Origin of the sequence: Nibribacter ruber (assembly GCF_009913235.1) — a bacterium.
Lineage (GTDB): Bacteria > Bacteroidota > Bacteroidia > Cytophagales > Hymenobacteraceae > Nibribacter > Nibribacter ruber.
This window is the reverse complement of record NZ_CP047897.1, coordinates 2,393,617-2,407,323: the sequence shown is the minus strand read 5'-3', so window position 1 is coordinate 2,407,323 and position 13,707 is coordinate 2,393,617. Positions and strand designations below refer to the sequence as shown.

Genomic DNA, 13,707 nt, shown 5'->3' with positions numbered 1-13,707 from the left:
GGGCCTGTCTGGTAAAAATGCTTTTCAGTTAAGGATGCAAACTCAGGCTTTTGGAGTACTGCATGATGGCGTTGGTGACCCGGTCACTCGGCTGGGCGTAGGCTTCTTGTAGGCGTGCGTGGGCCAGAAGCAAATCTGCACAGTCTTCGGCCAGGTCCTGGTCGGCCATCATGGCGTCTTCCAGCAAAAGGCGCTGCCGCGTGGGCAACTCGTTATAAAGATACTGTACTAGATCATTTTGAGTAAAGGTTTTGATCATAGGCTGTTTTATCAAGGGACATTTTTTTCCGCAAATTGATTAATGCGTATCTCATTCTGCCCAAAGCCGTGTTAATGCTAACCCCGGTAGCCTCTGCAATCTCCTGAAAACTCATGTCAGCGTAGTGGCGCATGATGAGCACCTCTTTCTGGGCCGGCGGCAACAGCTGAATCAGCTCTCTTAACCGGGCATGGGTTTCCTCTTTGATGCGGACCGTCTCCACAGACTCCTCAGAGAAGCTCAATGTGTTAAACACGTTGCTGCCGTCTTCCAGGGTGATCATAGGGCTCCGCTTCTCCTTCCGGAAATAGTCAATGGCCATGTTATGGGCGATACGGCAGATCCAGGATGAAAATTTGCCTTCCTCATTGTAACGACCACTCTTCATGGTGTGAATGGCCTTTACAAACGTTTCCTGCAAAAGGTCTTCGGCTGTATAGGTATCTTTTACAATAAGCAGAATGGTGGTGAACACCTTGCTTTTATGACGGTTCACCAATTCCTCGAACGCACTCTCGTTACCACCGATATACGACGTTACTAGCGCCGAATCGTTGAGCTGTACTGTATTCATCTAAATCTACATGTAAGGTAACGTAGAGGTCTAGGCCATATTGTGAGGTTAGCGTGAATTGAAAGGAATAACTTATATATCAAATATAAACAGTCTCCTATGATTATGCAACGGGTGCTTTTCTTTTATTCAAAAAAAAATCTGTTTTTCGGCTAATTCCTCAAAAATAGCCGAAAAACAGAAGTAAGATGGAAATTCATGCAAAAGGTTTAAACCGCACGCCCTAAAAACAAACCGGCCGTTGCGGCAACTCCCTGAGAGAAAGCAGCCTTGAAATTATTGATTACCGGCGTTTTGCTTGAGGTCCCTCTCTACGGCGGCAATGCGATTGGTTAAGTATCTGGTCTGGCTGGCGGCCTTCTCCTTGTCTGCGGGAGCCATGGCGGCCTCCAGTAGTTGGGAGCGCTGCTCCAGCAAAGACACCAGCTGCTGGGTGAGCTCTACCTGCTTTTGCAAACCAATATTAGACGCTGTGACTTTGCCAGATTGTTTGATGGACGAGATTTGGCCGTTGATGACCACAATCCTGGTTTCGGTGTCGCCGGCCACCTGGCGTTCCTGCTCCTGTATGGCCGTGTAGGTGAACAGGTCATCTGCGGCCAGCACAATCTTGCCCTGCGGGTTCACAGCCTGCTTAAGCTGCAAGGTGATGGTTCTGCCGTTGGGCAGGCGTACCTTTCCTTCTGGCGAGACGGTGGTGCCGTTGGGGTACTTGGCTGGGGTATCTAAAGGCTCCAGTTCCCCTTTATTGTGGCGCACCAGGCGGTTCTGGTTCCAGAAGATGGTGTTGTCTTTGATGTTCTGGCGGGTGAGCACCGTGTCTTGCGGCGTGGAGGAATCCTGCGCCAGCGCCGTGGCCGGGCTTAAGGAGACAGCGGCCAAAAGCAGCGCCAACAGGTAAAAAACAGCTTTCATAGTGAGTGGTTTACGTACTTTCTGCTACCGTATTTTCTTTGCCATACGGCCCAAATTACAATATTACTACGGGGTCAGAAAAATAATAGCAAAAGTATATTAAAAATACCATGTAATTCCATGAGTATCTGTATCTAAGCAAAAAATCAAGCGTATACAAAGGTATTATGGAATATGACGCTTACATGAGCCCAGAGATGATGGATGAGGTAAGAAGGGACCTCAAGATAAAGGAGAAGGCAAATGGAGAGATCAAAGATGCTCTAGCCATTGAGCGGACTTCCTTCGCCAACGAGCGCACCTTCCTGGCGTACCTGCGCACGGCCCTGTCCCTGATCATTGCCGGGTTCTCGCTGCACCAGTTCTTCAAGTCTGAGATTTCTGTGTGGCTGGCGTGCATTCTTATTCCAACGGGCCTGTACATTGGGTACAAAGGCTACCTGAAGTTTGTGAAAAAGCGCGCGTTCATCAAGCGCAAGCGCGAGGCTTATGTGCCGGCCAAACAGATGCTGGCCCTCTTAAAAGCTGAAAAAGCGCAGGAAAAGAAACATAAGGCGTAAGGAATAGGCGCTGGCCTGTTCACTTGCCCAGACAGTAGGAAATGGCGCGGTGTTGTGGAGATTGTGATGTTGAAAGGACAAGCCGCCCATTTCCCTTTTTTTTAAGTAACTCGTGTACATATTGACGGACCAGTGAAAAGCAGCCTAGCCGCTTTCTTCCCCCATGACAACCAAATTGTATTACAAAGAGCGGACGCCTGAAAAGGTGCCCGCTCTTTGCTTGAATACCACGTCTGTTGCCAACCGTTTTTGGCCTGTTTTCCAGAAAACAGCCTAAAAACAAGGGCAGGGCTTATTAAACCGGGTCAGAAGTTTCCTGGGCTTGCGGCGCGAATTCGTTTTTCCGGCGCAGTGCTACGTTGACCAGGCTTATGAGTACAGGCACCTCTACCAGCGGGCCAATGACCGTAGCGAAGGCCACGCCAGACTCAATGCCAAAAACGGCAATGGCCACGGCAATGCCCAGCTCAAAGTTGTTGCTGGCAGCCGTAAAAGCCAGAGACACGGTCTTCTCATAGTTGGCACCGGCCTTGCGACCCATCCAGAAGGCCAGAAAAAACATGATAATAAAGTAGATGAACAAAGGAATGGCCACCCGCAGCACATCCAGAGGAAGGTGCACCATCAAATCGCCCTTCAGGCTGAACATGACCACAATGGTAAACAGCAATGAAACCAGCGTAAGGGGACTTATGGCCGGAATGAACTTCTGCTCATACCATTCTTTGCCTTTGAGTGGCAATAGAATGAACCGGGTCAAAGCGCCGGCGGCAAAGGGTATGCCCAGGTACACTAAGACGCTCTGCGCCACCTCACCTATGCTAATGTTCACCAGACTTCCCTCCAACCCGAAAAGCGGCGGCAGCACCGTGATAAACAAGTAAGCGTAGGCACTGTAAAACAGGATCTGGAAAATGCTGTTGAACGCCACCAGCCCGGCCACGTAATCTGGATCGCCTTTGGCCAGGTCATTCCAGACCAGCACCATGGCAATGCAGCGGGCCAGGCCAATCAGAATCAAACCTACCATGAACTCGGGCTTGTCTGGTAGCAGCGCAATGGCCAGCAAGAACATGAGCAAAGGCCCCAAGAGCCAGTTCTGCACCAAAGACAGCAGTAAAATCTTCACGTCTCTGAACACCCGTCCCAACTGCTCATACCGCACCTTGGCCAGCGGCGGATACATCATTAAAATAAGCCCTGCTGCAATGAGCCAATTGGTGCTTCCGCTCTGGAAGTGGTTCAACAAGCCCGGTGCCGAAGGAAAGAAATATCCAATTCCCACCCCCACGGCCATGGCCAGAAAAATCCAAAGGGTAAGATGGCGGTCTAAAAAGGAAAGACGAGGAGACATGGTTTTTGAATGTGAAGATGTGAAAATTTGGAGATGTGCAGATTTGAAGATGTGAAAATGGGGGTGGTTTTGGGAGTAGAAGATTAGGAAATAATCAGAATCAGGGATTAGGAATATGAAGGTGGAAAGCTATAGCGCAAGAAAGTAGGAAGTACCAATATAGATCATCCGCTCATTTCCAAATTTTCACATCTCCCAAATCTTCACATCTCCAAATTTACTTGCCTCCGGTTCTGAGCATTTGCGCGAATTCATTGGGGAGGGGGCTGGCTTCAATGGCTTGAGCGGCACGTTCTACGTCATAGGCCGCGCGGCGGAATTCTACCTGTAAGCTGTCTGGCTGGCTAAGACTGGTGTGCTCGTGTAGGTGCAGGAGCATGTAGCCGGCCTTCGGGTTTCCGTCTTTGGGCTTGCCCACCGATCCAATATTAATGGCATGGCCATAGCGCGTCTGGCCATTGTGGGCATAAGCCAATGCGCGGTGGTAGGGCTGGTGCGTGTGCCCGAAGAGCAGCACGTCTGTTTGGGCGTCCCTCAGAATTCTCAGCAGACTTTCTTCTGGCCGGTCTTCAAACAGGTACTCATTAATCTTGCGCGGACTACCGTGCACCAACATCAGGTTCAGCGCCGGATTCTGAAACTCCAGCCTGATGTGGCGGGGCAGCATGCGCAAAAAGGAGCGGTTCTCTGGGCTGATGGCCGCATCTGTGTAGGCAATGGACTGGGCGCCCAGGTCTTTGTCTCCGTCTGTTTTGTAGGCACAGCCACAGTCGCCGTTGGCCAGGCCAATGCCTTCGTCATAGTTTCCGGCAATGGTAGGAATCTTGCGGGCTTTGATGAGGTCCACTACTTCATTGGGCTGGGTAGCGTAGCCCACCAAATCACCTAGGCAATAAATGACGTCTGGGTTCTGGGCGTCAATGTCAGCTAGGACGGCTTGCAGGGCCGGTAAATTTGCGTGTACGTCTGAGAAGAAAGCTATTTTCATATCTTATTTTTTCAGGAGCAAAGCCGATAAAGCAATGCAAATAGGAAGCGAATTAACCGTTTTGGGCTGTTTTCCAGAAAACAGCCCAAAACGGTAATTGAGGAATCTGGGATAAGAAGGAACCACGTCTGCATGGAGCACAAGTACGCGTAAACACCGCATCTCCCATTCATTCAATCACTCATTAAACCTAGCAGCAGCCACTGCCGGGCGTGCAGGTTTCGCCTTCCTGGGCGCTAATGCCTAGGGAGGAAAGGGAGACAAACGGCTTGGCGGGCTCTTCTGCCGCGAAGGAAATGTCTGCCTGGGCCGGCGGCATGCAGCAGGCGCTGGCCTCCTGGGTTTGGTAATGCGGGTCGTTGAACTCGGCGTCTGCGTGAAAGTAGTAGACCTCCCACTGTACGCCGTCTGGGTCTGTTACCCAGAATTTGTCTTGCATGGCATAGCAGCAGTTGGTGCCAATTTCTTCCAGGATGGGCAAGCCGTTGGCCTTAATAGCCTCCAGGCGCTGGTGCAGTTGGTCTACGGTCTCCACCTGAAAGCCCAGATGCCCGAAGTTTGCCTGCACGCGCTCTGGGTTCTGCACGAAGGAGATGATCAGGCTTGGAGAATCTAGCACATACTTGGCGTAGTCGGGCTTTTGTTTGGCCGGCTCCTGCCCGAAGAAGGCATTATAAAAGGCCACGGTTTTTGTGATATCAGACACGTAATAGCTCACGTGCATTCTGGGGAAAACGGCGGTAGTGTTCATGTTAGCAACAGTTTGGGGTACAAGCATCTACATCAGTAAAGAACTTCTCAAAAAACGCGCGGGCCACTTGCCATTGGGGGCCGTTGAGGCAGTAGCAGACCCTAGGGCCGTCAATGTCTCCCTTAATCAAGCCGGCCTGTTTCAACTCTTTCAAGTGCTGCGAGACGGTGCTCTGGCTTAAGGGTAGTTCAACGACCAGATCACCGCAGATGCAGCTTTTGCGCTGGGCCAGCAGCCGAAGGATGGCAATGCGGGCCGGATGGCTGAGCGCCTTGGCAATGTTGGCCAGCTCTACGCTCTCCTGGTCAAAGGCTTCTTTTTTGTGATAGGCCATGGGTCTGCTTATTTTATATCGTAAATATACGATTGGTTTTAGAAATTGAAACGCCTGACAGAAAAAAAATCTCCGTCAGGCGTCTCTATGAAAATTAAGCAAATACAACAAACAGTAATCAGGAAGCAGTAAAAAGTGAACAGCCAACAGTAAACAAAAGCTTTGGCTGTGATCTACTTTATTAGTTTAGGCAGCAGCAAACCTGAATCACTCACTTTCCTAACAATCAACAATTGACAATCAACAATCTCGAATAACGACCAACGAACCCTTACGGTTTTACCAGCGGCGATGAAAAAAGCCCCATCTTCATCTGAAAGATGTTAGCAATGCTGGCTGCCTTTTGTTTGGCCTGGTCTGCCATCTCGCCTGAGAAGAGTTCATCTACGGTCTGGGTAAACAAATGAATCCAGCGGGTGAAATGGGGGCGTTCAATGGGCATGGCCAGGTGCTTGGGAAACGGCTGCCCCTTGTACGCCATGGACCCGAACAAGACGGTGCTCCAGAATTTGTACATGGTGGGCAGGTGATGGTCCCAGTCTACCTGGGCGAAGTCATTGAAGACGGGTCCCAGCAACTCGTCCAGGTTAACGTGGTCATAGAAAGTATCCACCAGGTGTTTGATGTCTTCTTCTGTGGTGATGTCTGGTTTGGGGAACGCGGTCATTGTCTTCTGAAAATCTTCTCTGCCTCTACAACAATGCAAGGTTACTGAAACGTGCCCGTCCCTGAAATGACTTTCATCACCTTGCCTCGTTTTTTGCTTGTTTTCTGGAAATCAGGTCAAAAACGGCGGCTTGGGCATTGGGGTAGTTGGCTAGGTGCGTAGAAATACCTATTTTCAAAGCTTATTCCACAGCAAACAACACAGCATGTCTCAATCCACGGCTAAACACCCCAAGGGGCTGTACTTCCTTTTCCTGGCAGAAATGTGGGAACGCTTCGGCTATTACCTCATGATTGGTATCTTCTTCCTGTACATGACAGACGCCCAGAGCGGCGGTATGGGAATGCCCAAAGACCAGGCCTCAGACATTTACGGCACCTTCATTGCGCTGGTGTTCCTAACGCCGTTCATTGGGGGCTTGCTGGCAGACAGATTGCTGGGCTACCGCCTTTCCATTACGCTGGGCGGCTTGCTCATGGGCTTGGGTTACTGCGGCCTGGGCCTTCCCGGCGATTCTTTCTTCTACCTGTCGCTGGCACTCATTGTCATTGGCAACGGGTTCTTTAAAGCGAACATTTCCACTTTGTTGGGCAATTTATACTCAGAGAAGCAGTACCTGCCGCAGAAAGACGCCGGCTACAACATCTTCTACATGGGCATTAACGTGGGCGCGTTCATCTGCAACTTTGTGGCGGCCTACCTGCGCAATACCTATGGCTGGAGCTTCGCGTTTGTGGCGGCCGGTATTGGTATGTTCATTGGCCTGATCATCTTCTGGGTGGGCAACAGTACGCACCAGCACGCAGACATTAGAAAGCCGGCGCAGCCGCATGACATGTCCCTGCTTAAGATTGTGGGCACGGTTATTTTTCCGGCGGCCATTGTGGGTATCTTGAGCTGGGTTTTGATACCGGGGAGCGTGTTTGGGTCAGACTCTACAGATGCGTTCATCTTCGGGTCCATTCCTATCATCTTGTTTTACGTGAGCTTGTGGGCCCGCGCCTCTAAGGAAGACAAGCGTCCTATTGCTGCCTTGCTTTCCATCTTTGCGGTGGTGATTGTGTTCTGGGCCGTGTTCAAGCAAAACGGAACCGCGCTCACCATCTGGGCCGAGTATTACACGGATAGAAGCATGCCGGCGCCTTTAGAGAAACCGGCGGCCAACCTGGGCATGGTGCAGAGCATTGACGCCTCCATTAAAACGGTGCCAGACTTTGACAACGCCTTTAGAACCCGCACAGACGCTGCGGGCAAGGTGGTGACCAAGGAAGGCATGGAGCCCTATGTGAACAACCTGGCCAGGGAAGAATGGCCCTCTGAGGGCAAACCGCTATCCTTGATATCCACGGAGCTCTTCCAGTCCATCAACCCGTTCTTCGTGATCATCTTAACGCCGCTGGTAGTGTCTTTCTGGGGCTTCATGCGCCGAAGGGGCAAAGAGCCCAGCACGCCGGCCAAGATGGCCTGGGGCTTGTTCATTACCGGTTTGTCTACGCTGGTGATGGTAGGCGCCGTCTGGGCCGGAGATAACGGCCAGGACAAGGTGAGCAGCATGTGGCTGGTGGGTACCTATTTTGTGGTGACCATTGGTGAACTCTGTCTCAGTCCCATGGGCTTGTCTTTGGTGTCAAAGGTGAGCCCGCCGCGCCTGACGGCCTTGTTGATGGGCGGTTGGTTTATGGCCACGTCTATTGGCAACAAGCTCTCTGGTATTTTGGCCAGCCTCTGGGATACGTATGATGACAAGCAGTATTTCTTCTGGGTGAACTTTGCCGTGACGGTGACCGCCGCCGCCGTGCTGTTGTTCATGCTCAAATGGCTGCGTCAGATCATGGAAAACCCCACCGGGGACGAGGCATAAATCCAGCCTCTCCGTTTTTGGCTTGTTTTGGTGAAAACAGGCCAAAAACGGAGAGGCAAAACGCATCATAAAAAGAAGAGGCCCTCTGCAACCAGAGGGCCTCTTCTTTTTATGATGCGTGGGAAAGGCTTAAGTTAGTACTTCTTGCAGCTGGCATTTCTTCAACCAGAGCATGGCGTCTGTCTCTGAGGTGAATCCTTCAAAGGAGGCCGTCTGGCCAAACCATTCCTGCTGTCTAAGTTCTTCGGCGTGGGCTACGGTGGTCGGGTCTTCGGCGTGGCCCGGGGTAAGCAGGTAGGCCACGTAAATGTGCCGGTTTATCTGCTCGTGCAAAGTAGGGTAGAAGACCTCTTTCACCCATTGGGCGTCTTCCAGAGAAAGCGGGCCCCGGCTTCTGATGTCAAAAAGCCAGTAGCGGACCTTGGTCTCCTGGGCAAGCTCCAATACCTGCGTGTAGACTTCCCGCGGAGTGAAAGCATAGACCGGCTGGGGCCAACGCAAAAACAACACGTCCATGTCTGGGCGGTGCGTCAAGGCAATGGCATCTAAAAACGTTGGAGACATAGGCGAAAGGAATAGGGGGTAAACTTACTAACAAAACAGGCAATCTCTTGCTTCGGCTCAAAAAATATTAGCAAGCGGTATATAGCAAACACCTATATTATTTATTGGTTCCTTGGGCGGTAAATTAAAACCAGTCGCCTCAAAAACCAGTAGCTTTGCACTCTAACCTATTTGCCTGTGTCTACTTCTTCTCCCTTGCCCAATGCTGAGCGCCATGACCCGTACGCGGTGCTGCGGCTCCCCGAATTCAGGTTGTTTGTCTCTGCGCGTTTCTGCATTACGCTGGCCATGCAGATACAGGCGGTGGTGGTGGGCTGGCAGATCTATGACATCACCAAAGACCCTTTCTCCCTGGGCCTGATAGGCTTAGCCGAGGCCATTCCCTCCATCACGGTGGCCTTGTACGCCGGGCACGTGGCCGACATTGTGCCGCGCAAGCGCATCATCATTACCGTGCTGAGCGTGCTGCTTTTCTGTTCACTGGCCTTGCTGGTCTACACCATGGGCGTGGGCGAATTCCTGCGGACATGGGGAACGGTGCCTATTTACGGAATCATCTTCTTGAGCGGCATAGCCCGGGGCTTTATGGGGCCGGCGGTGTTCTCGTTCATGCCTCAACTGGTGAAAGACAAGCGCCTGTACGCCAACGCCATTACCTGGAGCAGTACTACCTGGCAGGCGGCCTCAGTGGCTGGGCCGGCCATTGGCGGGTTGCTGTACGCCTTTGGCGGTGTGACCATGGCCTTCTCCGTAGATGCCGCGCTGGTGCTGTTGTCTCTGCTGTTTTACGGGTTCATTGCCGGCCGTCCTCTCCCCGAAAGCCAGGGGCCCAAACTCAACATCAAGGAAAGCCTGCAGACGGGCCTCAAGTTTGTGTTTGGCAACCAGATCATCTTGAGCGCCCTGGCTTTAGACATGTTTGCCGTGCTGTTTGGTGGAGCCGTGATTCTGCTGCCGGTCTTCGCCTCAGATATTCTCCAGATTGGGCCGCAGGGTTTGGGTGCCTTGCGGTCGGCGCCGGCTATTGGTTCTGTGGGCATGGCGCTGTATTTGGCCTACCATCCCATTACCAAAGACGCGGGCAAGAAAATGCTTTGGTGCGTGGCTGGTTTTGGGGCGTGCATTATTGGGTTTGGCTTGTCTAACCTGTTCTGGCTGTCGTTCTTTCTGTTGATGATGAGCGGTTTGCTGGACAGCGTTTCCATGATCATCCGGTCCACGCTCATTCACACCTTCACGCCCGAGTACATGAAAGGCCGCGTCTCTTCTGTAAACAATATTTTTGTAGGCTCCAGCAATGAGATTGGCTCTTTTGAAAGTGGTCTGGCGGCAAAACTGATGGGCGTGGTACCGTCTGTGGTGTTTGGTGGCACCATGACCATTCTCATTGTGAGCTTCACCGCCTGGAAGGCAGATCAATTGCGGAAATTGAGTTTTTAGGAAAAAAGGCCATGCCGTTTTTAGCGTATTTTCTGGAAAAAAGGCCAAAAACAGAAGAGCCCGATCTTGGAAGGATCGGGCTCTTTCTTGTTAAATCAAATTGCCGCTTATTCAGCGGTGGCAGCGGGAGCTTTGGTTTCTTTCTTGCCGCCTAGTTTTTCGGCTTTGGTCAGTTCGTTCTTGGCTTTTTTAGGGCGGCTGTTGCCAAATGATCCTTTGCTAATCTTTCCTTTTTTGCTTTTAAGATCTCCTCTTCCCATAATGGTAGTGTTTATTTATAAGTGAAACATGACGTGACAGGTTCTCTCATCCGAGAGCGGAAGTAAGAAAGTTACAAAGTCTGTGAAATAAGCGCAAGTTTCTGTTTTCGTTTTTGGGCTGTTTTGGTTGAAACAAGCTAAAAACGCATCCAAGCTCATCACTTCTAAATACCAATGCGTATGTCTACCTTTGCGGTTTAGTCTCAGGCTGTTTAAATTCCGGTAAACAGAATTATTCTGCCGCGGTTAATGTTCTAGAGAGGCTATAAATTCTTATGACAGAAGATCTCATCCAAGACTCAGAAATAGACGCATTAGACGCCCGTGAGAACATCATCATCAAGCGGGCCCGCGTTCATAATTTAAAGAACCTGAGCGTGGCCCTGCCGCGCAACCAGTTCATCGTGGTAACGGGCCTTTCTGGCTCGGGCAAATCCTCCCTCGCGTTTGACACCCTCTACGCCGAAGGCCAGCGCATGTACGTGGAGAGCTTGAGCTCCTACGCCCGCCAGTTCCTGGGCCGCATGGACAAGCCCGATGTGGATTACATTAGGGGCATCAGTCCAGCCATTGCCATTGAGCAGAAGGTGAGCATCCGCAACAACCGCTCCACCGTGGGCACAAGCACCGAGATTTACGATTACCTCAAGCTGTTGTACGCCCGCATTGGCAAGACCATTTCGCCGGTGTCTGGCAATGAGGTGAAGAAAGATACCGTGTCTAGCGTGGTGGACAATCTGATGACCCTGCCCAACGACACGCGCATCATGATTCTGGCCCCGCTCCAGCAGAACAAAGACCGCAAACTCAGCAAAGAACTGGACCTGCTCTTGCAGAAAGGCTATTCCAGGGTATTGCTGAACGGAGAGGCCTTCTTTATTGAGGAACTCATTGGCGATGACAAACCAGAACCGAAGGGCGATGTCTTTGTACTCATTGACCGTACCGTCATCAAACAGGACGAGGAAGACGAAAGCCTGCAGATGCGCTTGGCGGACTCGGTGCAGACGGCGTTCTATGAAGGCCATGACGAATGCCACGTACGCATAGGTGACGAGACGCGCGTTTTCTCCAACCGTTTTGAGTTGGACGGAATGGTGTTTGAAGAGCCTAACGTCAATTTCTTCTCCTTCAACAACCCGTACGGCGCCTGCCAAACCTGCGAAGGCTGGGGAAGCGTCCTCGGCATTGACCCAGACCTGGTCATCCCAGATAAAAGCCTCACGGTTTTTGAAGGAGCCATCGCACCTTGGCGCACCGAAAAGCAGAACGAGTGGCTACAGCCTTTGGTCAAAAACGGCATTCGGTTTGATTTCCCTATTCATAGACCTTACAATGAGCTTACTGAGGAACAGCAGGAACTGCTCTGGAAAGGTAATAAGTACTTCGGAGGTCTGACAGATTTCTTCAAGCACATCTCAGGGCAGACGCATAAGATTCAGTACCGCGTGTTGTTGTCCCGTTACCGCGGTCGCACGGTTTGTCCAGACTGCAAAGGCTCACGCCTGCGCAAAGATGCCGGCTACGTGAAGGTAGACGGCAAAAGCATTACAGACTTGGTCTTGATGCCGGTGACCAAAACGCTGGAGTTTTTTGAAGGCTTACAACTAAGCGAACATGACCAAGCCATAGCAGATAGACTAGTCACCGAAGTGACCAACCGCTTGAGCTACTTAACGCGCGTAGGCTTGGGCTACCTTACCTTGAATAGACTTTCCAACACCTTATCTGGTGGCGAGAGCCAGCGCATCAACCTGGCCACTTCTTTGGGTAGTGCCTTGGTGGGTTCTATGTATATTTTGGATGAGCCTAGCATTGGCTTGCACCCCAAAGATGCCGACCAATTGATTGGCGTGTTGCGTTCTCTGCAGGAAATGGGCAATACCGTGATTGTGGTGGAGCACGAAGAAGGCATGATGGAAGTAGCAGACCAGGTTCTAGACATAGGCCCCGAGGCAGGCTCGGGCGGAGGTAATCTCATGTTCCAAGGCACGTTTCAGGACTTGCTGAAGAGTGATACCTACACGGGTCGTTACCTGAGCGGACGTATGGAGGTTCCGGTTCCGGCGCAACGCCGTCCTTGGCGTAACAGCATTGAAGTACACGGTGCCCGCGAAAACAACCTCAAAAACGTGAGCGCGAAGTTTCCGCTGAATGTGATGACGGTGGTGACGGGTGTGAGTGGCTCGGGTAAGTCTACTTTGATTAAAAAGATTCTGGCGCCTGCGCTTATCAAGTCTTTGGGCGGGCACGCAGATGCCACCGGTAAATTTGACAAGCTGGCCGGAGATATGAACCGCGTGGCCCACGTGGAGTTTGTGGACCAGAACCCGATTGGAAAGTCGTCGCGCTCTAACCCGGTAACTTACGTGAAAGCCTACGATGCCATCAGGACCATGTACGCTGACCAGCCATTGGCCAAAGCGCGCGGATTCAAACCATCGCATTTCTCCTTCAACATTGAAGGCGGTCGTTGCGAAGTCTGCCAGGGCGAAGGCCAGGTGAAGATTGAGATGCAGTTCATGGCTGATATCTACCTAACCTGTGAGGCCTGCGAAGGACAGAAGTTCAAGCAAGACATTCTGGACATCACCTACCGTGAGCGTAACATCTCGCAGGTGCTGGACATGACCATTGACGACAGCTTGATTTTCTTTGAAGACCAGCCTAAGATTCTGGAGAAACTGAAGCCTTTGCAAGACGTGGGCTTGGGTTATATCCGCTTGGGCCAGTCCAGCAATACCTTGTCGGGTGGCGAGGCTCAGCGCGTGAAACTGGCATCCTTCTTAACCAAAGGCGCCACCCCACATAACGGCAACATCCTGTTCATTTTTGATGAGCCCAGCACGGGTCTGCACTTCCATGACATCAGCAAGCTCTTAACCGCCCTGAACGCCCTGGTAGAAAATGGCAACACCGTCCTCATCATTGAGCACAACATGGACATCATTAAATGCGCGGACTGGATTATTGACCTCGGTCCCGAAGGCGGTACCAACGGTGGTCACCTGCTGTTTGAGGGCACACCAGAAGACATGATTAAGCTAGAAGACAACCACACTGCCAAGTACCTAAAGGCGAAGTTGCTATCCTAAACCGTTGTCGGGCTGTTTTCTGAAAAACAGCCCGAAAATGAAATATTTCAGACCTGTGAGGTTTTTGAAACCTAACAGGTCTTTT

The 13,707-nt window shown here is 51.4% G+C and carries 14 protein-coding genes; 4 read left to right on the top strand and 10 right to left on the bottom strand.

Annotation, left to right across the window (positions count from 1 at the left end; translation table 11 throughout):
• Positions 1-28: 28 nt before the first annotated feature.
• The 3 genes from GU926_RS10085 to GU926_RS10075 all read right to left on the bottom strand — a co-directional run bounded on the left by GU926_RS10085 (position 29) and on the right by GU926_RS10075 (position 1,748).
• The gene (locus tag GU926_RS10085) at positions 29-259 is read right to left on the bottom strand and encodes a hypothetical protein (RefSeq protein WP_160691464.1); all 231 of its coding nucleotides are present in this window, start codon (positions 257-259) and stop codon (positions 29-31) included.
• Positions 234-833: an RNA polymerase sigma factor gene (locus GU926_RS10080; RefSeq protein WP_160691462.1), complete on the bottom strand. Its 600-nt coding sequence runs from the start codon at positions 831-833 to the stop codon at positions 234-236. Before GU926_RS10080 ends, GU926_RS10085 begins: the two co-directional genes overlap by 26 nt.
• Before the next feature lie 276 nt (positions 834-1,109).
• Complete coding sequence (locus GU926_RS10075; RefSeq protein WP_160691460.1) at positions 1,110-1,748, bottom strand: DUF6799 domain-containing protein; 639 nt, start codon at positions 1,746-1,748, stop codon at positions 1,110-1,112.
• A 167-nt stretch (positions 1,749-1,915) separates the two neighbouring features.
• On the opposite strand from GU926_RS10075, the gene GU926_RS10070 reads away from it, so the two are divergent.
• On the top strand, positions 1,916-2,308 hold the full coding sequence (locus tag GU926_RS10070; protein WP_198001401.1) for a DUF202 domain-containing protein: 393 nt from the start codon (positions 1,916-1,918) through the stop codon (positions 2,306-2,308).
• A 295-nt stretch (positions 2,309-2,603) separates the two neighbouring features.
• Here the strand turns inward: GU926_RS10070 and arsB are convergent, their stop codons facing one another.
• From arsB to GU926_RS10045, 5 genes are all read right to left on the bottom strand, one after another.
• Entirely contained in the window at positions 2,604-3,662 is a 1,059-nt protein-coding gene (arsB, locus tag GU926_RS10065; RefSeq protein WP_160691458.1) for an ACR3 family arsenite efflux transporter, read from the bottom strand.
• A 217-nt stretch (positions 3,663-3,879) separates the two neighbouring features.
• Positions 3,880-4,650 (bottom strand): metallophosphoesterase family protein, encoded by a 771-nt coding sequence (locus tag GU926_RS10060; RefSeq protein WP_160691456.1) that lies wholly within the window; start codon positions 4,648-4,650, stop codon positions 3,880-3,882.
• Between the two features lie 190 nt (positions 4,651-4,840).
• A complete protein-coding gene (locus tag GU926_RS10055) occupies positions 4,841-5,401 on the bottom strand; it encodes an ArsI/CadI family heavy metal resistance metalloenzyme (protein ID WP_160691454.1) in 561 nt (186 codons plus the stop codon).
• Position 5,402: 1 nt separating this feature from the next.
• Positions 5,403-5,735, bottom strand: a complete 333-nt coding sequence (locus GU926_RS10050) for an ArsR/SmtB family transcription factor (protein ID WP_160691452.1) — start codon at positions 5,733-5,735, stop codon at positions 5,403-5,405.
• A gap of 271 nt (positions 5,736-6,006) precedes the next feature.
• Entirely contained in the window at positions 6,007-6,402 is a 396-nt protein-coding gene (locus tag GU926_RS10045) for a group III truncated hemoglobin (RefSeq protein WP_160691450.1), read from the bottom strand.
• A 205-nt stretch (positions 6,403-6,607) separates the two neighbouring features.
• On the opposite strand from GU926_RS10045, the gene GU926_RS10040 reads away from it, so the two are divergent.
• Entirely contained in the window at positions 6,608-8,263 is a 1,656-nt protein-coding gene (locus GU926_RS10040; RefSeq protein WP_160691448.1) for a peptide MFS transporter, read from the top strand.
• 129 nt (positions 8,264-8,392) lie between these two features.
• Here the strand turns inward: GU926_RS10040 and GU926_RS10035 are convergent, their stop codons facing one another.
• Positions 8,393-8,827, bottom strand: a complete 435-nt coding sequence (locus GU926_RS10035) for a hypothetical protein (protein ID WP_160691446.1) — start codon at positions 8,825-8,827, stop codon at positions 8,393-8,395.
• Between the two features lie 177 nt (positions 8,828-9,004).
• On the opposite strand from GU926_RS10035, the gene GU926_RS10030 reads away from it, so the two are divergent.
• Positions 9,005-10,267, top strand: coding sequence for an MFS transporter (locus GU926_RS10030; RefSeq protein ID WP_232058289.1), 1,263 nt, complete (start codon positions 9,005-9,007; stop codon positions 10,265-10,267).
• Between the two features lie 107 nt (positions 10,268-10,374).
• Here the strand turns inward: GU926_RS10030 and GU926_RS10025 are convergent, their stop codons facing one another.
• Positions 10,375-10,527 (bottom strand): 30S ribosomal protein THX, encoded by a 153-nt coding sequence (locus GU926_RS10025; RefSeq protein ID WP_160691444.1) that lies wholly within the window; start codon positions 10,525-10,527, stop codon positions 10,375-10,377.
• Positions 10,528-10,802: 275 nt separating this feature from the next.
• Between GU926_RS10025 and uvrA the strand changes: the two genes are divergently transcribed.
• Complete coding sequence (gene uvrA, locus GU926_RS10020; protein WP_198001400.1) at positions 10,803-13,622, top strand: excinuclease ABC subunit UvrA; 2,820 nt, start codon at positions 10,803-10,805, stop codon at positions 13,620-13,622.
• Positions 13,623-13,707: the final 85 nt, after the last annotated feature.